General features: G+C 70.7%; 25 protein-coding genes. 4 read left to right on the forward strand and 21 right to left on the reverse strand.

The window, feature by feature from the left end:
* Position 1 precedes the first annotated feature (1 nt).
* The 7 genes from QN152_01410 to QN152_01440 are packed head-to-tail and all read right to left on the reverse strand — an operon-like array spanning position 2 to position 7103.
* The gene (locus tag QN152_01410; protein ID MDR7538176.1) at positions 2–784 is read right to left on the reverse strand and encodes an electron transfer flavoprotein subunit beta/FixA family protein; all 783 of its coding nucleotides are present in this window, start codon (positions 782–784) and stop codon (positions 2–4) included.
* A gap of 28 nt (positions 785–812) precedes the next feature.
* Entirely contained in the window at positions 813–1685 is an 873-nt protein-coding gene (locus QN152_01415; GenBank protein ID MDR7538177.1) for a CoB--CoM heterodisulfide reductase iron-sulfur subunit B family protein, read from the reverse strand.
* Entirely contained in the window at positions 1682–2245 is a 564-nt protein-coding gene (locus tag QN152_01420) for a 4Fe-4S dicluster domain-containing protein (protein ID MDR7538178.1), read from the reverse strand. Before QN152_01420 ends, QN152_01415 begins: the two co-directional genes overlap by 4 nt.
* A 9-nt stretch (positions 2246–2254) precedes the next feature.
* A complete protein-coding gene (locus QN152_01425) occupies positions 2255–2674 on the reverse strand; it encodes a response regulator (GenBank protein ID MDR7538179.1) in 420 nt (139 codons plus the stop codon).
* On the reverse strand, positions 2671–3825 hold the full coding sequence (locus QN152_01430) for a hybrid sensor histidine kinase/response regulator (GenBank protein MDR7538180.1): 1155 nt from the start codon (positions 3823–3825) through the stop codon (positions 2671–2673). Before QN152_01430 ends, QN152_01425 begins: the two co-directional genes overlap by 4 nt.
* Positions 3826–3827: 2 nt before the next feature.
* Positions 3828–5837 carry a cache domain-containing protein gene (locus QN152_01435; GenBank protein ID MDR7538181.1) on the reverse strand — a complete coding sequence of 670 codons (2010 nt, stop codon included), beginning with the start codon at positions 5835–5837 and terminating at the stop codon, positions 3828–3830.
* A gap of 54 nt (positions 5838–5891) precedes the next feature.
* Positions 5892–7103: a (Fe-S)-binding protein gene (locus QN152_01440; protein MDR7538182.1), complete on the reverse strand. Its 1212-nt coding sequence runs from the start codon at positions 7101–7103 to the stop codon at positions 5892–5894.
* 352 nt (positions 7104–7455) lie between these two features.
* On the opposite strand from QN152_01440, the gene QN152_01445 reads away from it, so the two are divergent.
* The 4 genes from QN152_01445 (at position 7456) to QN152_01460 (ending at position 10728) form a co-directional block, all read left to right on the forward strand.
* Positions 7456–7767, forward strand: coding sequence for a hypothetical protein (locus QN152_01445; protein ID MDR7538183.1), 312 nt, complete (start codon positions 7456–7458; stop codon positions 7765–7767).
* 4 nt (positions 7768–7771) lie between these two features.
* Complete coding sequence (locus tag QN152_01450; GenBank protein ID MDR7538184.1) at positions 7772–8665, forward strand: 4Fe-4S dicluster domain-containing protein; 894 nt, start codon at positions 7772–7774, stop codon at positions 8663–8665.
* Complete coding sequence (hybB, locus tag QN152_01455; GenBank protein ID MDR7538185.1) at positions 8662–9786, forward strand: Ni/Fe-hydrogenase cytochrome b subunit; 1125 nt, start codon at positions 8662–8664, stop codon at positions 9784–9786. The genes QN152_01450 and hybB overlap by 4 nt, the downstream gene beginning before the upstream one ends.
* Before the next feature lie 96 nt (positions 9787–9882).
* Positions 9883–10728: a hypothetical protein gene (locus tag QN152_01460; protein MDR7538186.1), complete on the forward strand. Its 846-nt coding sequence runs from the start codon at positions 9883–9885 to the stop codon at positions 10726–10728.
* Between the two features lie 90 nt (positions 10729–10818).
* Here the strand turns inward: QN152_01460 and QN152_01465 are convergent, their stop codons facing one another.
* From QN152_01465 to QN152_01530, 14 genes are all read right to left on the reverse strand, one after another.
* Positions 10819–11022 (reverse strand): DUF86 domain-containing protein, encoded by a 204-nt coding sequence (locus QN152_01465; GenBank protein ID MDR7538187.1) that lies wholly within the window; start codon positions 11020–11022, stop codon positions 10819–10821.
* A complete protein-coding gene (locus QN152_01470; protein MDR7538188.1) occupies positions 10968–11519 on the reverse strand; it encodes a nucleotidyltransferase domain-containing protein in 552 nt (183 codons plus the stop codon). The genes QN152_01465 and QN152_01470 overlap by 55 nt, the downstream gene beginning before the upstream one ends.
* A gap of 69 nt (positions 11520–11588) precedes the next feature.
* On the reverse strand, positions 11589–12608 hold the full coding sequence (locus tag QN152_01475; GenBank protein MDR7538189.1) for a radical SAM protein: 1020 nt from the start codon (positions 12606–12608) through the stop codon (positions 11589–11591).
* A 466-nt stretch (positions 12609–13074) separates the two neighbouring features.
* Positions 13075–14511 (reverse strand): protoporphyrinogen oxidase, encoded by a 1437-nt coding sequence (gene hemG, locus QN152_01480; protein MDR7538190.1) that lies wholly within the window; start codon positions 14509–14511, stop codon positions 13075–13077.
* Positions 14508–15482, reverse strand: a complete 975-nt coding sequence (hemH, locus tag QN152_01485; GenBank protein MDR7538191.1) for a ferrochelatase — start codon at positions 15480–15482, stop codon at positions 14508–14510. The genes hemG and hemH overlap by 4 nt, the downstream gene beginning before the upstream one ends.
* Positions 15479–16498: a uroporphyrinogen decarboxylase gene (gene hemE, locus QN152_01490; protein MDR7538192.1), complete on the reverse strand. Its 1020-nt coding sequence runs from the start codon at positions 16496–16498 to the stop codon at positions 15479–15481. The genes hemH and hemE overlap by 4 nt, the downstream gene beginning before the upstream one ends.
* Positions 16495–17763: a glutamate-1-semialdehyde 2,1-aminomutase gene (gene hemL / locus QN152_01495; protein MDR7538193.1), complete on the reverse strand. Its 1269-nt coding sequence runs from the start codon at positions 17761–17763 to the stop codon at positions 16495–16497. The genes hemE and hemL overlap by 4 nt, the downstream gene beginning before the upstream one ends.
* Positions 17760–18920: a TIGR04053 family radical SAM/SPASM domain-containing protein gene (locus QN152_01500; GenBank protein MDR7538194.1), complete on the reverse strand. Its 1161-nt coding sequence runs from the start codon at positions 18918–18920 to the stop codon at positions 17760–17762. The genes hemL and QN152_01500 overlap by 4 nt, the downstream gene beginning before the upstream one ends.
* A gap of 8 nt (positions 18921–18928) precedes the next feature.
* The gene (locus QN152_01505; GenBank protein MDR7538195.1) at positions 18929–19585 is read right to left on the reverse strand and encodes a chlorite dismutase family protein; all 657 of its coding nucleotides are present in this window, start codon (positions 19583–19585) and stop codon (positions 18929–18931) included.
* A 14-nt stretch (positions 19586–19599) separates the two neighbouring features.
* Positions 19600–20589, reverse strand: a complete 990-nt coding sequence (gene hemB / locus QN152_01510; GenBank protein MDR7538196.1) for a porphobilinogen synthase — start codon at positions 20587–20589, stop codon at positions 19600–19602.
* Positions 20564–21355: a uroporphyrinogen-III synthase gene (locus QN152_01515; protein ID MDR7538197.1), complete on the reverse strand. Its 792-nt coding sequence runs from the start codon at positions 21353–21355 to the stop codon at positions 20564–20566. The genes hemB and QN152_01515 overlap by 26 nt, the downstream gene beginning before the upstream one ends.
* Positions 21352–22263: a hydroxymethylbilane synthase gene (hemC, locus tag QN152_01520; protein MDR7538198.1), complete on the reverse strand. Its 912-nt coding sequence runs from the start codon at positions 22261–22263 to the stop codon at positions 21352–21354. Before hemC ends, QN152_01515 begins: the two co-directional genes overlap by 4 nt.
* Positions 22256–23479, reverse strand: coding sequence for a glutamyl-tRNA reductase (hemA, locus tag QN152_01525; GenBank protein MDR7538199.1), 1224 nt, complete (start codon positions 23477–23479; stop codon positions 22256–22258). The genes hemC and hemA overlap by 8 nt, the downstream gene beginning before the upstream one ends.
* Positions 23476–24096: a helix-turn-helix domain-containing protein gene (locus QN152_01530; protein ID MDR7538200.1), complete on the reverse strand. Its 621-nt coding sequence runs from the start codon at positions 24094–24096 to the stop codon at positions 23476–23478. The genes hemA and QN152_01530 overlap by 4 nt, the downstream gene beginning before the upstream one ends.
* Positions 24097–24352 lie beyond the last annotated feature (256 nt).

The following is a 24352-nucleotide window of genomic DNA, read 5'->3' on the forward strand; positions in this document are numbered from 1 at the left end:
CTCAGACCAGCCCGCGTTCTCGCAGGAGGTCGCAGATCTGTGCGGCGACCTCCTCGGGCGACCCTTCCAGCATCACGGCGCCACCGCCAACCTGCGGCTTGCTCAACTGGAGCACCTCCAGATGCGCCGGCTCCTCCTCTACCGCCGCCGGCAGCACCTCCAGGCGCTGAGCCTTCATGGCCGCGCGCACCCTGGCTACCGGCACGTAGCGCGGCGGCTTCTCGGCGGACTGAACGCCCAGGACCACCGGCAGCCGCACCTCGAAGGTGCCGGTGACGCCTCCGGCGTACTCGCGCGCCACGACGGCCTCATGCCCGGCCGGGTCAACCTCCACCCGGGAAACCATGCTGACATAGGGCAGCTCCAGCAGCCGGGCCACCACAGGACCGGTCTGGCCGTCCAGGTCGTCGATAGCCTGTACGCCGGTGAGGATGAGGTCCGCGGGCAGCAGCCCCGGCGTTACGCGCAGGGTCCTGGCCAGGGCCGCAGCGGCTGCCCAGGTGCTCATCCCCGGCTCCACCCCGGAGACCTTCACCGCCCGGTCCGCGCCCTTGGCCAGGGCGGTGAAGAGGACGTCGTCCACCTCGGGAACGTCCAGGGCCACGGCGGTGACGGTCCCCCCGTAGCGCTCCTTGAGCAGAAGCGCCTCCTCCAGGGCATGCTCGTCCCGCTCGCTGACCACCAGACGCACCGAGCTCGGATCCAGCGACCGTCCGTCCGCAGCGATCTCCGGCTCTTCCACCACGTCCGGGACCAGCTTGAGCAGCACCAGCACCTTCACCATGCCACCTGCCTCCTCACCCCTCCGGCCATCATCCCGCCACCTTTGCCAGCACCGGGGCCGGGGAAACCAGCTCCGTGCCCACGCCCAGCCGCTGCGGCGGGATCCCCAGCGCCAGCCCCACCAGTTGCGTGAAGTAGAGGACGGGCAGGCGGAAGCCGGTGCCGAAGGTCCGATTGACCTGCCGCTGGTAGCACTCCAGGTTCACCTGGCACAGGGGGCAGGCGGTGGCCACCACCTCCGCGTCGTGGTCTGCCGCGTCCTGCAGCAGGGCGTAAACCATGCTTAGAGCCGCGGGCCGGTGGGTGACGATCAGCGAGCCCCCGCAGCAGCGGTCCCGCAGGGGGAACTCTACCGGGGTGGCGCCGATGGCGGTCAGGAGATCCTCGAAGAAGCGAGGTGCCTCTTCTCTCGCCCCGGGCTTGTGCGGCCGCAGGATCTGGCAACCGTAGTATGGGGCGACACGCAGGCCGGCAAGCGGCCGGGTGACGCGCCTGCGGATCTCTGTCAGGCCCACCTCCTGCACCAGGACCTCCAGCAGGTGACGCACGTGCACGGTCCCCCGGAACTGCAGCCCGTCCTCGGCCAGGGCCGTGTTCACGTGCTCCGCCAGGTCGGGGTCCTGTCGCAGGTGCTCCCGGGCGAAGTACATGTTCTTGTAGCAGCCGCTGCAGGGCGTGACCACGTCCAGCCCCTGCTGCTCCGCCAGGGCCAGGTTGCGTGCGGAGAGGGTGGTGGCCAGCAGCTCGTCGATGTGGAAGTAAGCCGTGGCCCCGCAGCAGTTCCAGTCCTCCAGTTCGCGCAGCTCCACCCCCAGCGCCCGCGCCGTCTCCATCGCCGAGCGGTGATAGGACGCGGCCATTCGTTCCAGGGAGCACCCGGGGTAGTAGCTGTAGGCCCTCATGCCAGCCCTCCTGCCGGCAGGATCTGTCCGATCACCCGCCGCAACCGGTCCACGCGCCTGATGCGCCGCGGCAGCAGGGGCAGCCGCCCCCGCCGCAGCAGCCCCAGCGCCGTGCGCACTTCGTCCAGCAGGTCGCGCAGGCCGCGCCGCAGGAGGTAGGGAGCGGCCAGAGCGGGCTCGTAGGAGCGGCCGTAGCGGGTGATCAGGCGGACGAAGCGGCGGGAAAAGTCCGCGCCCGGGGGGACCCGGCGGTAGTGGTTGCGCCAGAGGGCGTAGCGCTTCAGCCCGTACATCATCGCCGCCACGTCGATCCCCTGGGGACACTTCACGCTGCAGGCGTAGCAGGAGGCGCAGGCCCAGTAGGCGTTGCTGGCCAGGACTGCCGTCTTCTGCCCGGCCCGAATCATGGCAATGATCGCCCGGGGAGAATGCTGCATGAAGGCCACCGCCGGGCAGGTCCCGGAGCAGAGCCCACACTGGATGCACGCCTGCACCGGATTGCTGTCCATGACGTAGAAGAGGTTGGCGATCTCCTGCTCGAAGGTCAGCGCCCGGGCCATGCTCGCTTCCTACCCCGCCTCCCGCCGGGCGGCGGCTGCCTGCAGCAGCGCCCGCACCCGATCCAGAAGCAGCTCCGGGTCCACGGGCTTCTCCATCAGCTCGTCCACAGGGAGGATGTGCGGGTGGACCGCCTGTCCCGGGAACAGGAAGGCGATCTGCTCCCGGATGCCGGTGATGATCAGGGTGGGAATCCGGGAAAGCTGGGGGTCCTTGCGCATCTTCCGCGCCAGCATCACCCCTTCCGCTCCCCGGCCCATGAGGATGTCCAGCAGAAGCAGGTCGGGGGGACGGCGCTTCAACGTCTCAAACCCGCTTCGGGGATTGTAGGCGGCCTCCACCTCGTACCCCGCCCCCTCAAGCACCCCGCGGATTGCATCCACGAATTCCGGGTCGTCGTCGATGATCAGCAGCCTGGCCTTCTCCTTCATGCCGCACCCTCCAGTGATGCCGCGGGCCGGTCCAGCCCCACCGCCACCTGCCCCGCCTGCCCGGCTACGGGCAGAGCCACGGTGAAGGTGCTGCCCTTCCCCGGCGTGCTCTCCGCCGTGATCACCCCGCCGTGCGCCTCCACGATCTTGCGCGTCACCGCCAGCCCCAGCCCCGCACCCACCTCCCCGGCCATCCCGGCCCGCCCGCGGTAGAAGGCGCCGAAGATGTGAGGGAGCTCGTCGGGGGGAATACCCACGCCCTGGTCGCTGACGCCGATGTGTACCTGCTCCCCCTCGACCCGCGCCGCCACGGTGATGCTGCCACCGGGGTAGGAGTACTTGACCGCGTTGTGCAGGAGGTTGACCAGCGCCTGCACCAGGGTCACTTCGTCCCCGACCACCGGAGGCAACCCTTCGGGGAGAGCCGTGCCGATCTGCAGATCCTTGCGTCGGGCGAAGGGCTGTACCGCCTCCACCGCCCGGGCCACCAGGTCTGCCACGGCCGTGGGCCGGAAGCGTTCCCGGATGCCACGCAGGTCCACGGAGATCGCCCGAAGCCAGGTATCCACCATCTGCAGGAGGTCGGCCAGGCGCGCCTGCAGGCGGGCCAGCCGCTCCCGTTGCGCCTCGGTCAGGGCTTCCCGCAGCTCTGCCGCCAGCAGATAGAGGCTCTGCTGAACCGCCGCCAGAGGGGACTTCACCTCATGGGCGATGATGGCGGCGAAGTGCTCCCGCAGCATCTCCTGCTCTCGACGCAGGGCCATCGTCTCCTGCACCAGCCGCCTTCGCTCCAGGCCGCGGCGGGTGATCAGTCGCAGCTCCTCCGGGGTGAAGGGCTTGGGCACGAAGTCGTAGGCCCCCCGCTGCATGGCCTCCACAGCTGAGGCCAGCGTGGCGTAGCCGGTGACGACGATGGTGACCACGGAGGGATCGGCGGCGCGGATGCGCTCCAGTACCTCCATCCCCGACATCCCCGGCATCTTCAGGTCCAGGTAGACCAGGTCGGGGCGAAACTCTTCCACCTGCCGCAGTCCCTGCGCCCCGTCGGAGGCTGTGGCCACGGCGTAGCCGGCGGCGCGGAGGATCTCGCTGCAGGAATCCAGAACGATCTCCTCGTCGTCCACGATGAGGATGCGCCCGGTGACCTCCACCGCTACGCCTCCTGTCCGGCGGCGGGCAGGCTCACCGTGAAGGTGGTTCCCCTGCCCACCTCGCTCTGCACGTTGATGGCACCCCGGTGTTCCTGGACGATGCGGTAGCTGATAGCCAGCCCCAGCCCGATCCCCCGGCCTGAGGGCTTGGTGCTGAAGAACGGGTCGAAGATCCGCTCCAGGTCCTCGGGGCGGATGCCGCGCCCGGTGTCGCTGATGGCGATGTGGATCATCCGGGCCACAGGGTCGTAGGACGTGGTGGCGATCAAGGTGCCGGTCCCGTCCATGGCCTCCGCGGCGTTTACGATGATGTTCATGAACACCTGCTGCATCTGGGCGGGGTCCGCCATCACCGACGGCAGGCCTGGCTGCAAGTTGCGGATGACCCGGATGTTGTGGAACATCGCCTGGTGCTCCACCAGGCCCAGGCATTCCTGGAGGATGCTGTTAACGTTGGCCGGTCGCACCTGCGGCGGGCGCGGTCGGGCAAAGTCCAGCAGCCCCTGGATGATCTCCCGGCTGCGGTCGGCCTGGACGGCGATCTTCTGCAGCGCCGGCCGCAGCGGGTCATCCGACGGGACCTTCTCCAGCAGCATGTGCGCGTAGGCCAGGATCCCCTGAAGGGGGTTGTTCAGCTCATGCGCCACCCCGGCGGCCAGCTGCCCGGTGATGGCCAGCCGCTCGGACTCGCGGATGCGGCTCTGGGCGTACTCCCGCAACTGCGCATCGCGCTGCTGCAGGGAGGCGGCCATAGCATTGAAGGCCTCCGCCAGCTCCTGCAGCTCATCGTTGGTGCGTAGGAACACACGCACATCCAGCTTCCCCCGGGCCATCTCCTGCGCGGCGTGAGTCATCCGGGCGATCCCGGCGGAGACACGGCGAGAGATGTAGTAGGAGACGACCATGGAGAGAATCCCGCCCATCAGGCTGATGGCCAGGAAGGCGGCAATGGTCCGCCGCCGGATAGCCACGTACTTCCCCTCCAGCACGCCCACGTAGAGGATCCCGATGATTCGGTCATCCAGGGCACGGATGGGCTCGTAGGCTGCGATGTACCAGTTGTTCACCACGAAGGCCCGGCTGGTCCAGCGCTGTCCCTGCTCTACCACCCGGCGGTAGACGTCCGAGGCGACACGGGTGCCCACGGCACGGCTGCCGTCAGCATTGGGCACGTTGGTGGCGATACGCAGGTCGTCAAGGAAGATGGTGGCGGTGCCCACGTCCCGCCCGCCGTAGCGCAACCCCTGGAAGACGGTCTCCTTCACCCTGTCCACGATCTCGTAGTTGCGGTTCAGCAGCACGCCGCCGTAGAGAAAGCCGATCAGCCCGCCGCGCCCATCCAGGACGGGCGCCACTGTCTCCAGCACCATGCCGGCGGTTTCCTCGGTCTCCGGGCGCGGCCGCGCCCTGGGCGTGGGAACGAAACGGATGTAGGCCCGGTCCGCCAGGAGCGGCGACTCCAGTCGCAGGTCGGTCCCGGGTATGACGCTCACCGCAGCCACCGGCACCTTCCGCGCCCGTGCCGCGGCCAGCAGCGGGTCGTGGTTGCGGTAGTCGCCAGCCACCCCCGGATTGCTGGTTCGCAGCAGAACCCTGCCGGCGGCGTCGGTCACCGTGAGGAAGTCCAGCCCCTCGCTGCGGGCGACGCGGGCCAGCTCCGCCGCCGCCTCCTCGATTTTCCCCCTCTCCAGAGCGCTCCTGAGGAAGAAGCGGTCCGCGGTCAGCCGGACCACGGCGTGCACGTTGTTCAGGCGGCCATAGAGGAGCTCCCGCGCCGTGTTCAGGGCGTTGGTGACCGAGGTCTGCGCCTCGGAGAGGATCAGCCGGCCAACCAGCTGCGTCCCCACCACCATGAAGACGATTACGGCGATGAAGATGATCAGCAGGTAGCTGAAGACCAGCTTGGCGCCGATGGACAGCCGTCGCCGGACGGCCGGTGCCAGCCAGCGCCGCACCGCGGGCAGCACAGGCCGTGCGCTCGCCTGGCGGAAAAGCTGATGCACCGTACTCACGTGCGTCGTCGCCCTACCGCTCCTCCTGCGGCAGATCAAGCCGCGTCACGCCGGCTAGCTGACCAGGGCTTCGGCCAGCAGTTCCACCACATCGCGCACGACCATCCGCTTCTCGTAGCCCAGCACCTTCAGCGCGTCCTCGAAGCGGGCGACCTCGTAGGGGCAGGAGACGGCCAGCACGTCCGCACCGGTGGCCACCGCCTCCTGCACCCGCCGCTCCGACAGCCGCTCGTAGCCCTTGGCCTTGTAGTAGGCGTCCAGCCACATGCCTCCACCGCCCCCGCCGCAGCAGACCGTGTTTACCCGGTTGTGTGCCATCTCCAGGAGTCGTATCCCGGGGATCGCCGTCAGGAGCTGCCGTGGCTCGTCGTAGTAGCCGTTGTGCCGGCCCAGACAGCAGGAGTCGTGATACGTTACGGCATATCCCAGGCGTCGTCTCAGCAACGGCCGGAGGCGCTCCAGGTGCCGCACCAGGAAGGGGACCGTGTGTTCCACTGGGAAGGCAAAGCCCAAGGCGGGGTATTGATACTTGAAGGCGTCGTAGGCGTGCGGGTCCCCGGTGACCAGACGGTCAAAACGGTACTTCTGCAGTACGGCCATGTTGTAGTCAGTGAGGGTACCGAAGAGGCCCGCTTCGCCCACCAGCCGGGAGCACTCCCCGGCGCACTTCTCTTCGTGGGCCAGGATGGCGAAGTCCACGCCCAGGGCGTGGAAGACCCTGGCGGTGGCGCGGCTGACCTCCTGCCCGCGCGGCGTGTAGGAGGGGTAGCACTCCACGAACCAGAGGACGTCCACCGGTCGCGGCGTCTCCGCCAGGATGCGCACAGGTACCTCCGCACCCTTCGTCCATTCGCCCCGGCGCCGCGGCGGGAGGCCCATAGGGTTGCCGTAACGCAGGGTGTTGTCCAGGGCCCGCCGCAGCTCCGTCGGCACGTCGGGTAGGCGGAGGAAGACCTCCTCTTTGACCAGGGGCAGGAGGACCTCGGTCAGACGGATGCCTCGGGGGCACTTGGCCATGCAGGCGTAGCAGGCGACGCAGGTGAGCATGCTGTCACTGGAGAGCGCCTCCTCCAGCATCCCCGCGCGCAGCAGTCCGATGATCCGCCGCGGCGGGTAGTCCATCACCTCCCCGTGGGGGCAGGTCCCCGCGCAGACACCGCACTGAATGCAGGTGAGGATCCGCCGCCCCTCAGGAGTCGCCAGCAGATTTGCCAGTGCCGGCTCCGCTACAAACTCCGAGCCGCCGGCCGCGACTGCGTCAGACATCGGCCCACCGTCCTCGCAAGATGTATCTCCGGGACCATGGTAGGCGCGGCCGGCCGCCGGTGGCATCGGGCAGGCAGTTGAAACACCCTGCGCAGGGGTGCTGCGGAAACCGCACGGCCACTGTATGCGCACCACCCGTTAGAACTATTCCCATTGTCCCATCGGGCCAGAGGTAGGCCGCAGGCAGATCGGGCCCGGCACCCTCCTGGCCGCTATCCGCAGTGCGCATACCGCCGGCACCGGGAGTGGGACAACACCGCCCCGGTTCAGGCTCTTCTCCCCCGGGATACTAGGGAGCTTGCTCGATGCGCCGCCCTGGCCCCGCACCTAGCGTGAGACGGGGGTGGGTTCTATGACGTCCATCGTGCCGCGGCAAGCGGGGCAGCCAAACCCCGCCGGAGCGGCCGACCGGTCGGTCTGCCCGGCCGCCGCCCTCAGCTTCGCCCTGGGGCTAATGGCCCTGCGGCTGTGCTGGTTGCCGGGGGTGAACTGCGCGCTGGCCCTGGGGGCGGTGGGGGCGGGCGTCCTGGGGTTCTTGCGGGTGGTGCGCAGCCGGGGCGGCCTGTGCGGGCTTGACGAGGCCGTCTCCGGCATCGTCCTGGGGGTGATCGTGCTGGGCCTCTCAGTGTTCTTCGTCTCGGCATTCGTGGGGGCCTGGCGCTAGGACCATGGCTGTACGGCTGAACAGGCGCCAGTTCCTGCAGCTGGCGGCGGCGGCAGGCGCCGGGGTGACGGTGCTCTCGGCGGCGCCGCCTGTCGCGGCCCGGGCGGGTTGGGCCACGGGAACCGCCGCGGCAGCGATCCTCATCGATATCGCTCGCTGCATCGGCTGCCGGTCCTGCGAGGCAGCCTGCAAAGCCTATCACAACTTCCCGCAGGGCGAGGCGCGGGACCTGAGCCCTACCGCCTGGACCTATGTCCGGACCATAGCGCTGCAAAGCCCGCGCCCACACCTCAACCTGGGGGATGGGGGAGCTGGTCGTCGGACGTTCAAGGTCCAGTGCATGCACTGCCTGACGCCGGCGTGCGCCTCAGCCTGCCCGGTGGCTGCACTGCAGAAGACGCCGCAGGGACCCGTGGTCTACGATGCCAGCCGCTGCATCGGCTGCCGTTACTGCATGGTGGCCTGCCCCTTCCAGGTGCCCCGCTTCGAATGGCGCAGCCCGCTGCCCCGGATCACCAAGTGCAACATGTGCGCGGAGCGGCAGCAGCGGAGGGAACTCCCCGCCTGCGTGGAGGCCTGCCCTGTGGGGGCGCTGCAGTTTGGCCTACGCCCCGCCCTGCTGGCCGAGGCGGCCCGGCGGATCAGTGCGGACCCTCGCTACGTGCCGGCCATCTTCGGAGCGGAGGAGGCAGGCGGCACGTCCGTCCTGTACATCTCCGACGTCCCGTTTGAGGAGCTCGGCTTCCCGGTGGTGGTCTGCGAGCCTCTTCCCGCGTACACCTGGCGCGTCCTGGGCAAACTGCCTGGGATCGTCCTTACGCTGGGGGCGTTGCTCACCGCCGTGGAGGCCCTGGCCCGCCGCCGCAATACCCTGCCGCCTCCGGGGGGCGCAGCATGAGGATGTGGCGGCGGCGTCCCTCTCCTGGACGGCTCGTGCTGTGGGTGCTGTTTCTGGGCGCGCTAGCCATCAGCGCACGCCGCTTCGCCTTCGGCCTCGGGTCCGTCACGCACCTCTCGGACCGCTTCCCCTGGGGGCTGTGGGTCGCCGTCGACGTGCTCGGTGGGGTGGCCTTGGCCGCGGGAGGCTTCACCATGGCCGCCGCCGTCTACGTGCTGCACAACGAGCGCTACCGCCCTCTGGTGCGGCCCGCGGTGGTCACGGGGTTCCTCGGGTACGTACTGGTCATTGCCGCCCTGCTGGTGGACCTCGGCCGCCCCTACCGGATCTGGCATCCGGTGATCATGTGGAACCCGCACTCGGTGATGTTCGAGGTAGCCTGGTGCGTGCTGCTCTATACGCTGGTGCTCGCCCTCGAGTTCGGACAGATGGTGCTGGAGCGGCTGGGACGCCTGACCATGCTGCGCCTGACCCGTCTGGCCATGCCCCCCCTGGTGGTGGCGGGGGTAATCCTCTCCATGCTGCACCAGTCGTCCCTGGGGACGCTCTTCCTCATCGTGCCCGGCAAGCTCCACCCGTTGTGGTACACGCCGCTGCTGCCGGTCTTCTTTTTCGTCTCCGCCCTGGCCGTCGGGCCGGCCATGGTCCTGGTGGAATCGTTCCTGAGCTCCCGCGCCCTCAAGCGCGAGCTGGAACTACCTCTCCTGAGGGACCTGGCCCGTATCTCCTTTGTCATTCTCTCCATCTACCTGGGGCTAAAGGTCACGGATCTGACCGCCCGGGGGGCCTGGACGCACGCCCTGACTCCGTCGGTAGAGGGACGCCTGTTTGCCGCAGAGCTCCTGCTGGGCGTGGTCATTCCCCTGGTCCTTCTGGCCACGAACGGCGGCCCAGGGGCGAGCCGGCATGTGCTGGCCGCGACGCTGGTGGTCCTGGGAGTGCTGCTCAATCGCCTGAACGTGGCCATCACCGGCATGCTGGCCGGCAGCCACGCCACCTACGTTCCCGCCTGGACGGAGGTGGTAGTGACCCTGGGCATTACCTCCGCAGGGATCCTGGCCTACCTGTGGGTCGCCGAGCATTTGCCGGTGTTTCCCCAACGCAAACACGCCACCCTGTAGAGGGCACCTTCCTCAGGAGGAGTGCCATGCCGGGAGCGAGGGTAGGGGCAGGTGGTGACCCTCGCGAAACCTGTAGTGGACGGACCAGGGGGAGCCGTGAACCGCCACGCCTCTGCCACCCTGCGAACGCTGCTGTCCCGCGTGGCTCTCCTCGAACAGCAGGTGGCCCGGATGGCGCCCACCGTCGATGCCACCTTGCGCCACCGGGGATGGCCCGCTGCCGTCCACTCCCGCGACGACCGCCTGCTCCTGCCGCACCCCGCCAGCCAAGCCCTCATCGACCGCTACTACGCCGATCTCCGCCACTACCACTTCCGCCGCATCCTTCAGGAGGCGGCCGAGCGGCGGAGGCTCGGCCCTGTCGCCGTGCGTCGGCTGGTGGAGCGATGGGGCCCACGCAGCGCAACCACCCTGGATCGGCTGGTGGAGTACGGCCTGCTCACCCGGCGGGGGAAGGGGTTTGTGCTGACGGCGGAGGAGACAAAAACCTTCGGGGAGACGCTGGAATGGTTCGTCGCCCAGGTGTTTGCCCGGGAGTTCGCGGCACCGGCGGCCTGGGATGTGCGGGTCCGCGGCCTGGAACGCGGCGGGGACTTCGACGTCCTGGTGGTGCTGGACGGCCGCCTGGGCTACGTGGAGTGCAAGGGCAGCCCCCCGTACAACGTCTCCGCGGACGTCCTGGCCCGCTACCTGGAGCGCACCCGCCACCTCGGCCCGGACTTCACCATCCTCCTCCTGGACACGACGCTACGCATCGAGCGCAACATCATCGACAACCTGGTCCGCCTGCTGCGCGGCGGGGGTGAGCCGCCTCAGGTGCTCCGGGTGACGCCGGGCGTTTATGAAGTAGCTGGAGGTATCCCGTCGTTCGTGGTCACCAGCCGCCGCAGCCTGGTGGCCAATCTGGCTGTCTGCCTCCGCCGCCTTCACGGCGCGCGGTAAACGGCGGGAAACCTGCAGGGACGACCGAGGGGCTTCCGGCCCGCAGCGGGCGTGTCCGGCTATTCTGGCGCTTTCACTGCAGGCACCCCGCTACTCCGGCAGATTGTGCAACCATTCTTCCACGGCGCGGATGAACCCGCGGAATGTGTTAGGCACGCCGTGTAGCGCTGCCGCCACCTCCCCCAGGTCAACCCTGACATACTCGTGCACCAGGACGTTGCGGAACCCTCCCGATCCCCTCAGCTTCTCGTAGAGCGAAGGCGGGAGGACTCCCGCATCCCGCAGCTCCTGCAACAGCCCTTCGTACGTCTCCGGATGCCGGTGAAAGTGGGCGGCCAGGATGTGTCGCACACCTGAAAGACGATGGTCAGGCCCGCCAGCAGCCCGCGCTCGACAGTCCATCGCAGGCTGAGGTCCTGGGCCATGACGGCAGCAGCGACAAGGCGCTCGTAGGCGGCGGCCTCCTCAGGACTGGCTGCCTCAAGGAGGCGGCCGGTGGTGACTACCTCCCACTGCAGCAGCACGGAGGCACACCGCATGTCCGCCAGGTCCAGACGGTCGGTACCGAGCGCCCTGGAGAGGTCGGCGTACAGCCTGGCGTAGCTGAAACCGTCCGCGGGTAGCACCGCCAGGTCGATGTCGCTGGCCGTTGCCGGATCCCGGGCGGCGGACCCGAACAGGTAGGCGAGTCGCAGCGGGTGGCCCACCAGAACCGAAGGCAGCGCCTCCAGCCGCCGGGAGATGTCCGGCGGAAGAGGCGGAAGCCGCGCGTACCTCTCCTTTATGCCCACGCCCTGGTGTTCGCGGCGCCTGCGCCTGCGGCCTGCTTCAGCCCCAGGGGAATCCCGGGAGCCCCCGGCTCAGTACTCTCGCGAAAGCAGGTGCCGGTTGCCGATGCGCACGTTGGTCAGGCCGGCGTCCAGTGCCGCATCGGCCGCCTCCTGAGCATGGCGCACCGAGGTGCATGGGAGGTCCGGCATGTAGAAGTTGGGGGCGAATCCAAGCAGGGCGTAAGGGATGTCCCGGCTGAAGGCGGCGATGAAGCGGGCGATGCGTCCCACCTCCTCGGCGTCCACGTAACCGGGCACCAGCAGGGTGCTGGCCACCAGAAGCGGGGGGTCGGCCCGCTCGGCGACGCGACAGGCGGCGCGGGCGAAGTTGGCCAGCGTCTGGCGGTTGGTGTGACCGGTCAGCGCCACGTGCAGGGTCTCGTCAAAGGCCTTCAGGTCGAACTTCACCGTGCCGCCGCTACGCAGGGAGAGCTCCACCGCCCGGTCCAGCAGGCCGGGGCTGGAGGTGCCCGCGCTCTCCCAGCACACGGCCACCCCCCGCGCGGCCAGCAGGGCTGCGGAGGCCAGGGCGTGTGGCATCTGGGAGGCCGGGTCGCCACCGAAGTAGCAGACGCAGAACGTCTGCGCATTGGCCGCTGCGGCCAGCTCCACGGCGCTGATAGCCCGCTGTCGTAGCGCGGGCGCCACCTCCGCAGGCTCACCGCCACGAGTGCCCGCTGACTCTGCAGCTGTGGGCAGCAGCTCCCGGTAGTGCCAGTTCTGGCAGAAAAGGCAGTTCAGGGTGCAGCTACCGTAGAAGACGGCGAGGTTGTGCCCATCCCGCCGCCCGCGCCCGCCGCAGGCCCACATGGCCACACAGTTCGTGGGCAGAGGATCGCGGTACCAGTGCAGCAGGCCGCGCGCAGGGACTCCGGCCAGGTGCACCAGCCGCCCCCGGCGCACCGTGCGCAGCCCGCAGTAGCCGGTCTCCCCCTCCCCGATGACGCAACCATGCAGGCACAGCCCGCAGCGCACCCCGCCCGCCGTCCGCGGCGGAGCCGGCGGCATACGGAAGGCGCGGCGCACCGCGGCGTGAGCAGCGGCGGCCACCTGCCGTGCTTGGTCAGGCCTTTGGCGGATGCAGGGGCCGCAGACGCCCAGGTGAGCGGCGATGAGAAGGGAGGAACGGCCGCACAATCTGCAGCGCTGCGGAAGCGGTGCGCGGATAGTGGCGACCATCCACCATCACGCTACTGTCTACGCGGCTGGCGGCTCGGAGCGACCGTCCAGAACATTCCAGACTCCTGCGGCTTCCTCCTGGGTCTCGCGGTCGTCCAGCACCCGCGCTCCTGCGACCGCGGGGATGAAACGCTGCCCCGTAGCCTTCTCCAGTATGGCCGCCGGGCGCGATGGACATCGTGGGCCATGACAACCCCGGAGACCTCGCTGGGACGCTGCTCGCTCCCGGTAGCGGCGTTCCAGACTCTCCCCCTTGAGGCCGGCGGCGTCGCGGACCAGGATCCGCACGGTCTGCTCTGTGTCCCGCTGGGCGGCAGCCAGCTCCTCTACCCGCTGCTCAGTCCGCCGCTAGACCTCCGCCAAGAGCTTGACTTCCTGAGCCAGCTCGCGAACCACCGATTCTAGCATGCACCGCGGCTGCGGCAGTCAGCCCCTGCCTGATGCAGTCGGGCAGGCCGATCCCCCGGTAGCCGGCGCCGGCCAGGAAGAGTCCGGGGAGCCCGGCCAGCGCTGCCTCCGCCGCCGCCAGGCGCTCCAGGTGGCCCACGGTGTACTGGGGCATCGAGGCCGGCCAGCGGACGATGCGCCAGAGGACGGGCCAGGCCGTAATCCCCATGGCCGAGTGCAGCTCCTCGCTCACCACCCGGAGGATCTCCTCGTCGCTCCGCTCCAGTACCGCAGCGTCGCTGGCGCTGCCCACATAGGCCCGCAGCAGGGCGAAGCCCGGCGGCGCCCGGTCTGGCCACTTGGCCGAGGCCCAGGTGCAGGCCGTGATCCGCCAGCCCTCGCCGCGCGCCACCACGAACCCATGCCCCCGCAGCGGAGGGAGGTCACCCTCTCGGAACGCCAGCGAGACGGTGGCCGTGGAGGCGTACGGGATCTGCCGCAGCATAGAGGCGGCCTCCGGCGACAGGGGCTCCAGCAGAGAGGCGGCAACGAACGCCGGAGTGGTCAGGATAACCAGATCGGCTCGTGCCCGCCCCCCGACGCTCAGCTCGAGGAGGTATCCCGCCCCTTCTCGGGCGATCGCCTCCACTCCGACTCCGGTGCGCACTTCCACCCCCTCCAGGGCGGCGCCCAGCCGTTCCACCAGCCGGCCCAGTCCTCCCCTCAGCGTGACGAACAGGGGGAGGTGGCCGTCGGCATCCGCCGCCGTGCGGCGCCGGGCCAGCATACCGGCGATCACCGAGCCGTGCCGCCGCTCCAGCTCCCGCAACAGGGGGAATGTCGCCTCCAGGCTGAGCTGCTCGGCGTCCCCGGCGTAGATGCCGGCCAGCAGCGGCGCGGCGATGCGGTCCAGGGCGGCCTGTCCCAGACGGCGGCGGACGAAGGCACCCAGGCTCTCGTCGCTGTCCACCCTCCGGGGCGGAAGGAGGAGCTCTGCGCCGATCCGCGCCTTCTCCGGCAACGTGAAAAGCCCGCTGCGCATGAAGGGGAGGACCCTGGTAGGGGCCACGAGCGCCAGCCCCTCGGGCAGCGGGTGGAGGCGTCCGCGGGACAGCACGTAGACGGTGCGGTCAGGCCCGGTGCCCACCAATTCCTCCCCCAGCCCCAGGGCCCGCGACAGAGCCACCGCCTCCGGCTTGCTGGTGAGGAAGGAATCCGGTCCCGCCTCCAGGAGGAAACCGTCCAGGCGTTCGGTGAGGATCTTACCGCCCAGCCGCGGAGCCTGTTCGTAGAGGGTCACCTCCGCGCCGCGCAGCTCCTTGGCCTGCACAAGCCCGTAGGCCGCCGCCAGCCCGGTGATGCCCCCGCCGACGACGGCGATCCTCACGGCACGCGCGCCCCCAGGTGGGGTGCGACCAGGTCGGCCAGCGCGGTGATGAAGTCCGGGGCGTCGTTGGGCATAGCGGTGCGCTCCAGCCGCAGCCCCAGCCGGGCCGCCAGGCCCTGCGCCTCCACGTCGATGTCGTAGAGCACCTCCAGGTGGTCGGCGACGAACCCGATGGGGCAGACCAGGACCTCCCGCTCCCCCTCCCTGCGCAGCCGCTCCAGCGTCGAGAGCAAGTCGGGGCCGAGCCAGGGCTCCGGCGTCCGGCCCGCACTCTGGTAGGCAACCGTCCACCGGGGCAGGGCAGCGAGGCGGGCCGCGCCCGCAGCGCTGCGGTTGACCTCCTCCGGATAGGGATCATCCCAGGTGCGGATGCGCTGGGGCAGGGAGTGCGCCGTGAACACCACATAGGGGGCTGCGGGGAAGCGCTGCGCCGCCGCGCGCAGGCGGGCGGCGACGGCGGCCAGGAAGCCTGGATGATCGCCCCAGCTCGTGATGTAGGTGAGGGTCAGCCCCGGGGGCCGCGCCTGCTCGGCCGCCTCCACGTACACCCCCACGCTCAGCCGGGAGTAGTGGGGGGCCAGGGCCATCCCCACCGCATGCCGGATCCTGGCGGCGGCCATCTCCCGGATCACGTCGCCGATGAAGGGGGGCGCGTGCCGCATCCCCGCACGCACGGAGACGGCGTACCCCCGCGCAGCCAGCGTCGCCTCCAGCGCCGCAGCCTGACGATGGGTTATTTCCACAAGCGGCGACCTTCCGCCGATGGCGCGGTAGCGCTCCACCAGCTCGGCCAGCAGTTCCGCGGAGGGCGGACGACCTCCCCGGATGTGAGTGTAGTAGGCCCCGACCTCGGCCAGGGTGGCCGGGGAGCCGTAGGCCATGAGCAGGACCGCCTCCCGGGCGGGCGTCGCTCTCCACCCGGTCTCGCCTCCCTCGGCCAGCCGACCTCCGTGCGCCACCTCCGCGCTCACCTGGCCACCTCCGCACCCGCGTGCACCAGGTCCACCAGGCGGCGCAGGTTGTCCACCGGCGTGTGCGGCAGCACCCCGTGCCCCAGGTTGAAGATGTGCCCGGGGCGGCCGGCGGCAGCGCGGAGAATGGCCGCAGCCTGCTCCCGGACCACCTCGAACGGGCCGGCGGCCACCGCGGGGTCGAGGTTGCCCTGGATCCCCCTGGGGCCTATGCGCGCCCAGGCCGCGTCCAGCGCCACGCGCCAGTCCACACCAATCACGTCTCCACCCGCCTCCGCCATCAGCTCCAGCAGGCCCGCCGTCCCCGTGCCGAAGTGGATGGCGGGGACCTGGGGCAGGGAGGCGAAGAGACGGCGCATGTGCGGCAGCACCGCGCCCCGGTAGTCGTGGGGGCTCAGGCAGCCCACCCATGAGTCGAAGACCTGCAGCGCCTGCGCCCCGGAGGCCACCTGCGCCCGGAGGAAGGCCACTGCGGCATCTGTGAGCCGTTCCATCAGCCGGTGCCAGACGTCGGGCGCGCTGTGGATCATCGCCTTGACCTTGAGGAACTGCCGCGAGGAGCCGCCTTCGATGAGGTAGGAGGCCAGCGTGAAGGGCGCGCCGGCAAAGCCGATCAGGGGGACGGGCGAGGCCCTGCGCACCAGGGCCACAGCCTCCAGCAGGGCCGGGGTGTGTTCATAGGGGTCGAAGGGCCGCAGCCGCTCCACGTCGGCGGCGCTTTTCAGCGGCTCGGCCACCACCGGTCCCACCCCTTCGCACAGCTCCAACGCCACCCCCATCCCGGCCAGGGGCAGGGTGATGTCGGCGAAGAGAATGGCCGCGTCCACACCCAGGCGGTGCACAGGCTGCAGTGTGACCTCGGCGCAAAGGTCGGGGTGCCAGATGATCTCCAGGATGCTGTAGCGCTCGCGGACCGCCCGGTACTCGGGGAGCGCCCGCCCGGCCTGGCGCATGAACCACACCGGAGTCCTGCTGGCGGGCTGGCAACGGCAGGCGCGCAGGAACGCGTCGTTCACGCCACCGCCTCCCGCGCTGCGGCCACCGCGGCGTCCACCTCCTCCTCACCGTGGGCCAGCGTGAGGAACCACGCCTCGAACTGGGAGGGCGGCAGGAGGATCCCCCGGGCCAGCATGGCGTGGAAGAAACGGGCGAAGCCCGAAGTGTCGCATTCCACGGCCTGCGCGTGGTCGGCCGGAGGGGTCTCCCGGAAGAAGACGGTGAGCATGGCGCCGACCTGGGCCACCGCGGCCCGCCCGGCCAGGGCCGTGCGCAGCCGGTCGGCCAGCGAGGCGGCGCGCTCCTCCAGCGTGCGATAGACGGCGGGGTCGGCCAGGCGGCGCAGCACCACCGCGCCCGCCGCCATGGCCACAGGGTTCCCCGACAGGGTGCCCGCCTGGTAGACGGGACCCAGCGGGGCCACGCGTTCCATGATCTCCCGCCGGCCCCCGTAGGCTCCCACGGGCAGCCCCCCGCCGATGATCTTGCCCAGGCAGGTCAGGTCGGGAGTGACGTCGTAGCGGGCCTGCGCTCCACCGAAGGCGACGCGGAAGCCGGTGATCACCTCGTCAAAGATCAGGAGGGCGCCGTGGGCGGTGGTGAGGTGGCGCAGCGCCGGCAGGAACTCCGGATGCGGAGGGATCACACCCATGTTGGCGGCCACCGGCTCGACGATCACCGCGGCAATCTCCTCTCCGAACTGACGGAAGAGCTCAGCGACAGCATCCACATGGTTATAGGGCGCCACCAGCGTGTCCCTTACCGCGGCGGCGGGCACGCCGGCGGAACCCGGCAGTCCCAGAGTGGTCACGCCCGAGCCGGCCTGCACCAGCAGCACGTCCGCGTGCCCGTGGTAGCACCCGGCGAACTTGACGATCTTCTCCCGTCCGGTGAAGGCCCGGGCCAGGCGCAGGGCGCTCATTGCGGCCTCGGTGCCGGAGCTGACGAAGCGCATCCGCTCCATGGCGGGGAAGGCCGACTGGATCAGGCCGCCCAGCTCGACCTCTTCCGGGGTGGGCGCCCCGAAGCTGGTCCCCCGGGTGGCAGCAGCCTGGACCGCTTCCACCACCTGGGGGGCGGCGTGGCCCAGGATGACCGCTCCCCAGGAGGCGATGAAGTCCAGGAGGCGCTGTCCCTCCGCGTCCCACACGTAGGCGCCGGAGCCGCGGGTGATGAAGCGGGGCGTCCCGCCCACCGCGCCGAAGGCCCGCACCGGACTGTTCACCCCGCCGGGGAAGAGGTGCTGGGCCCGGGCGAAGAGGTCCGCGTTGGTCGTCCCCGTCACGGCTGGTAGGGACAGAGGGGGTCGCTAGCCATCTCGTCGCCGGTCCAGGCGTAGGCCCGGGCGCGGGAGCCGCCGCAGATGGCCTTGAAGGAGCAGGCGCCGCACTTGCCTGTGAGGCGATCCACGTCGCGCAGGCGGACGAACAGGGGCGAGGCCCGGTAGAGGTCGACGATGCTGCCCTCACGCACATTCCCGGCGGCCAGCGGCAGGAACCCTGAGGGATAGACCTCCCCGGTATGCGAGACGAACATGATCCCGTTGCCATCACGTACCCCGAACCCCCGCCCCACGGGGGTGCGGGCGATGGCCGCATCGTCCATTCCCGCCGCCCGCATGCGCACCACCGCCACCCGCCGGTAGTGGGTGGCCTCGGTGGTCTTGATGGCAAAGGGGGCGTCCCGGGAGAGATCCAGCAGCCAGTGGAAGAGCCGCTCCGACTGGCCGGGCGTGATCTCGCGCAGCAGGCGGCCCCGACCCACGGAGATGAGGAAGAAGAGGCTCCAGCGCATGATGTCCAGGCCGCTAAGCAGGGCGTAGAGGTCCGGCAGGTCCTCCAGTGTCTCCGCCGTGACCAGCGTGTTGACCTGCAGGGGGATGCGGGCCTGGCGCACCCATCGGGCCGCCTGCAGCGTCACCGCGAAGCACCCCGGGACTCCGCGGAAGGCGTCGTGCCTCTCCGCCGTGGACCCGTCCAGAGAGAGCGACATGCTCTGGATTCCGGAAGCGGCCAGACGGCGAACTACCTCCCGCGTGAGCAGGACCGTCCCGCTGGGAGCCAGGGAGACACCGAAGCCCTGCTCCACCGCCGCGGCGATGAGGTCCCACAGGTCGGGACGCTTCAGGGGATCGCCCCCGGTGATCACCAGGTGGGGCGGTGGCTCGCCAAAACGCCGCGCCTCCCGCAGCATCGCCCGCCCCTCCTCCGTGGAGAGCTCCCCGGGGTGACGCGTTGCCACCGCCTCGGCGCGGCAGTGGCTGCAGGCCAGGTCGCAGGCACGGGTCACCTCCCAGTAGATCAGCAGCGGCGCCCGGGCGAAGACGTAGGGGACGGTACCAGTGGAGGGTCGAAGGTGCGCCTCCCGCTCCCCCTGCCGGGGCTCCGGGTGCCAGGACTCCAGATCTTGTGCCTCCACCCGCTGCGTTTCCAGTGGATTCATGGCCCCTCCTATCCCAGCAGGCGCAGCGCCTCCTCCAGCGGCCGGTGGATTCCGGTGAGGATGGGCACGTCGCGCACGGTGGCCCGCCGCGCCTCCGTCTCCCGCAGGGCCATGACCAGGTCCTGAAAGGCGGGCAGGTCGTCTGTCTCGTAGGTGACGATGAACTCCTGGTCGTCCAATCCGAAGGAGTAGGCCAGGCACTGCCGCACCTGCGGGTAGGTACGTCCCACCCGGATGTGCTCGGCCATGATCTTCTGCCTCTCGGCCCGCGGGGTGAGGTACCAGTCGGCCGACTTGACGAAGGGGTAGACGATCAGGTAGCGGGAGCGCTCCCCCGCCAGCATGGCCTGCTCCTGTTCGCTAACCCGCTGCACGTAGACCGACGGCCGCAGTAGCCCCAGCAGAGAGTGGGCCGGGGTACACCAGCGGCCCACTCCGGAACGCAGCAGCAGGCTGGCCGTCTCCTCCAGGTCCTCCGGGGTGGCCCCCAGGCGCCAGAGGAGGAACTGGGCGTCGGCGCGCAGTCCCACCATGGAGTAGGTGTGTGTGGTCACTCGCCTCGCCGCCTCATCTGCCGCCCGGACGAAGGCGGTTAGATCCGCTTCCCGCTCGGCCGCGGTCGTCCGCCGCCAGGCCGGGTCCAGGCGCAGGGTAAGGACGTGCACGAAGGATCCCTCTCTCATGCGATGAGCCGTGCCGCTTCCTTGGCAAAGTAGGTGATGATCACATCAGCGCCGGCGCGGGCGATGGCGGTGAGGATCTCCAGCGCTGCGGCCGGCCCGTCCAGCCAGCCCCGCTCGGCGGCAGCCTTAACCATGGCATACTCCCCGCTGACGTTGTAGGCGGCCAGCGGCACCGGGACTATTTCGCGGGCGGCGCGGATGACGTCCAGGTAGGCCAGGGCCGGCTTTACCATGACCAGGTCGGCACCCTCCTCTACATCCAGGGTGATCTCCCGCAGCGCCTCGCGGACGTTGGGCGGGTCCATCTGGTAGCCACGGCGGTCGCCGAACTGCGGGGCTGAACCGGCGGCCTCGCGGAAGGGGCCGTAGAAGACGGAGGCGTACTTGGCCGAGTACGCCATCACCGCCACCTGTTGTTGCCCGGCGGCGTCCAGCGCCCTGCGGATGGCACCCACCTGGCCGTCCATCATTGCGCTGGGGGCGACGACATCCGCCCCCGCCGCCGCCAGCGCCGTGGCCGTCTGTGCCAGCAGCTCCAGTGTGGCGTCGTTGTCCACCTGGCCGTCGCGGATAACGCCGCAGTGGCCGTGGGTGGTGTACTCGCACAGGCAGACGTCCGCGGCGACAACCAGCTCCGGGTCCGCGTCGCGCAGCGCCCGGATGGCCTGGGGGACGATGCCGTCGGGGTCGTAGGCTCCGCTCCCCAGGGCGTCCTTGCGTTCGGGGATCCCGAAGAGCAGCACCGCGCGGATGCCGAGCCGGCGCAGCTCGGCGGCCTCCCCGGCCAGCAGGTCCACCGAGAGGCGGAACTGCCCGGGCATGGGGCCGATGGGCTCGCGCACACCGCGCCCGGCTCGCACGAAGAGCGGGTAGATGAACCGCTCCGGGGTAAGGCGGGTCTCACGGGTCAGGGTCCGCAAGGTGGCGGTCCGCCGCAGCCGGCGCGGCCGCCGGACGAGCTCATGTGGGGCGGTGAGCTGCTGCACGTGCCTCCCTCCTCTGCAGTGCGGCGATCAAGCCTTCGGTGGTGTGCTCTTCGGCCACCAGGTGCGGGTGGAGCCCCAGCTCCCGCACGGCCCGCGCGGTCACAGGGCCGATGCAGGCCACGAGGACCCCGGCCAGTGCGGCGGCGGGGTCGTCCACCAGGCGGGCGAAGCCGCGCACGGTGGAGCCGCTGGTGAACAGGACGACGTCGATCCCCTCGGCCAGGAGGCCGCGCAGCGGCCGGCGCGATTCCTCTGGGCCCTCGACGGTGCGGTAGGCCACCACCTGATCCACATGCGCGCCCCGTTCCCGGAGCAGGCGGGGCAGCTCCGCTGAAGCGGCGTCCGCGCGCGGTAGCAGGATGCGTCGCCCGGCCACCTCGCCCAGGCCGCGGGCCACCGCCGCGGTGAGGTAGCGGTCCGGTACGAAGGCGGCGGTGACCCCTTGGGCCTGCAGCGCCGCTGCGGTCGCCGGCCCCACCGCCGCCCATCGGGGAGCGGCAGGGACCGGCAGGCCCAGGCTGTGTAGACGCTGGAAGACCGCACGTACCCCGCCGGCGCTGGTGACCACGACCCAGTCGTAGGTGTCCAACCGGCGCAGGGCCACATCCAGCGGGCCACCCGCCTCGACCTCCACAAGGGCCACCGTGGGAACCCAGCGCGGGTCCCACCCCAGAGCCTGCAGGCGTGCACAGAGCTCGCGGCCCTCGGGCCGGGTTACCAGCACCCGCCGCCCGCCTGTACCGCTCCCGTTGCCACGCCCGCTCACGTCCGCCCTCCCCCCGCCAGCACCGCGGCGCCGCGGGCAAGCAGGCGCGCCCCCAGCGCCGAGCCCAATTCCTCGGCCATCTCCACCGCGCCCTCCGCCCGGTCCCGCACCATGCTCCGGCCGTCGGGGGAGACCACAGCACCCTCCAGCACCAGGCGCCCTCCGTCGACGCGGGCCAGCGCGGCGATGGGCGCCCGGCACCCGCCTCCCACCGCCCGCAGGAAGGCCCGCTCCGCCACCAGCTCCTGCCGCGTGGGCAGGTGGTCCAGCGACGCTACCAGCGCGGAGGAGGAGCCATCCACCCGTACCTGCACCGCCACCGCACCCTGGCCGACAGCCGGCAGCATCACCTGGGGGGAGAGCGGCGCCGTGATCCGACGGGCGAGCCCCAGGCGCTGCAGCCCTGCGGCAGCCACCACGATGGCATCCAGGGAGCCTGCGTCCAGGCGGCGCAGCCGGGTGTCCACGTTGCCGCGCAGCCCGATGATCCGCAGGTCGGGACGCAGCGCCAGGAGGAAGGCGGCCCGTCTGGGGCTGTCGGTCCCCACCCGGGCTCCGGGAGGCAGGTCCGCCACCTCCCGGCCGCTGCGACTGATCAGCGCGTCGCGCGGGTCACTGCGAGGCAGGTAGGCCGCGACGGAGACCCCGTCTGTCTCGGCGGTAGGGAGGTCCTTGGCGCTGTGCACCGCCAGGTCGATGCGTCCACCAAGCAGCGCCTGCTCCAGCTCCTTGACGAAGATCCCGCTGCCCCTCCGTAAGGCGCCCGCACTCCGGTCGCGGTCCCCGGTCGTGCGCACAGTGACGACCTCGACCGAGATGCCCCTGGCGCGCAGCGCCTGGGCCACCAGCTCCGCCTGCGCCAGGGCCAGAGCGCTCCCCCGGGTGCCCAGGCGCAGCCGGTCAGCCATCCCGCCACTCCGGCTCGCCGCCGTCGGAGTCGTTGAGGGCGAACAGGTCCCGGGCCACGTCCAGGTAGATGGGCCCGTGTGTCGCCGCGCGGTCCCGCATCCGCACCAGCGGGTAGTGCAGGAACTTGTTCAGGAGGCGACGGCCAAAGGCCCGCAGGACCGGGTCGGGTGAGGAGGCCGCAGCCAGCTCCTCCTCCAGCAGGGCCTCGGCCCGACGGCGCAGCGCCCGGATCGTGGGCACGGCCTGGCGGCCAGCCAGCCAGGACAGGAACTGCGCCGTCTCCTCCTCCACAATGGCCTCCGCCCTTGCCAGCACCTCCGGGGAGACAGCCTGGGAGGCGCGGCTGCGCAGGTCGTCGAGGTCGAAAAGGCGGACACCGGGCAGGTGTCGCACCTCGGGAGCGACATCGCGCGGCACCGCCAGGTCGATCAGGACCAGGGGCCTTCCTCCCCGCGCAGAGGCCACCCTACCAACCAGCTCCCGGTCCAGAAGCGGAGCCTGAGATCCGGTGCAGGAGATAACCAGGTCGGCCTCCCGCAGGAGCCGCTCCAGGTCCCCTAACGGAGCCGCCTCCCCGCCGACGGCGCGCGCCAGCTCCACCGCAGCCGCCGGGGTGCGGTTGGTCACAACAATGGGCCCCGCGCCGGCATCCCGCAGCGCCTGCGCCGTCAGCTCTCCCACCTTTCCCGCCCCGACTACCAGGACCGCTCGATTGTCGGAAGCGGCAAGCACCTCGGCGGCCAGTACGGCCGCCGCCTTGGGGATGGAGGGGCGGTCGCGCCCCAGGGGGGTCTCGGTGCGCACACGACGCCCGGCGGCCAGCGCATGCTGCCCCAGGCGGTCCAGTACCGCTCCCAGCCTGCCCAGGCGCCGGGCCACCGCCAGCGCCTCCCGCACCTGCCCCAGGATCTGCGGCTCGCCCAGCACCATGGAATCCAGCCCTGCGGCCACAGCCAGCAGGTGGCGCACGGCGCCGCGGCCGCGCAGCACCACCAGCGGGGTCTCCTGGGGGGCGCCCGCCGCCTCCAGCAGGGCGCGGCGCAGTTCCTCTACCGACGCCGTGCCGTAGAGCTCGGTGCGGTTGCAGGTCACCAGCAGGAGGGCTTCGCCCCCCAGACCGGCCAGCAGGCGCTCGGCTGCATCCGCTCCCAGGGCGAACCGCTCCCGCAGGGCCAGGGGAGCGGTCTTGTGGCTGAGCCCGACGCTGGTGATCACGGTGTCCCCCGCCCAGGCGGGGCCTCGTAGGCCTGCACGATGGCCAGCAGCATCTCGTCCAGCAGCCGACCCAGGTCTCGTGCTGTCCTGACCTGCGCCTGGCCCGCCGGCAGCGCCTGCACCGTGCGGGCCAGCACCAGGTCGCGGAAGAAGCAGTAGCCTTCTACAGCCTGGGAGAGCGTAAGGCCGGCGGCACGCAGTTCGCGTCCGTACCCCTGCCCCAGCAACCGCAGACGGCGTCTCGCCTCCCGCCGCTCCACGGTGCCGCCCACCGAGTTTGCCAGCAGCTCCACCACCTGCCGCCCGTGTTCTCGCGCCTTGGCCCGGAAGGCGTTGTTCAGCGCGGCGAACCAGGGGGCCGCGCGCATACGGCGCGCCGGCAGGCCGGAGACCAGGTGGAGGGTGTGACGGCGCAGCGTAGCCGCCACATCGCCGCGGGCCGGGCGCGCCGGAGCCATGAGGGCGCGCAGGTCCTCCTCGAGGAAGCGGCGGTGTCCACCCGGGGTACGGAAGGTCTGCACCTTGCCCTGGTCCGCCCAGTGGCGCAACGTGGCTTCGTCCACGCCAAGCAAGGCGGCGGCCTGACTCAGAGACAACCAGCGTCGTACCCGGGCCACGGGGCAGTCCACGGGCTAAATTCTACAGTTTTCTGCAAGACCCTTTACAAATCTGCACAAAAGGGGGCAGCCTGTCCATCGGGGGAGTGCCCGATCTTATGCTCGGCCGGCGAGCGGAGGTCCTCCACTCCCGCCAGAGGAGGCCCATGAGCGGGTACGCACCTGCTAGATGTGCACTGCTTGACCGTTTGGTCAAATCCTGCTATTGTCACCAACATAGTAGCCGGGGAGCAGCGGGCGGCGCTGTGTTCTTTCT

Source organism: Armatimonadota bacterium (genome assembly GCA_031459715.1).
In the GTDB taxonomy this organism is placed as follows: domain Bacteria; phylum Sysuimicrobiota; class Sysuimicrobiia; order Sysuimicrobiales; family Humicultoraceae; genus Humicultor; species Humicultor tengchongensis.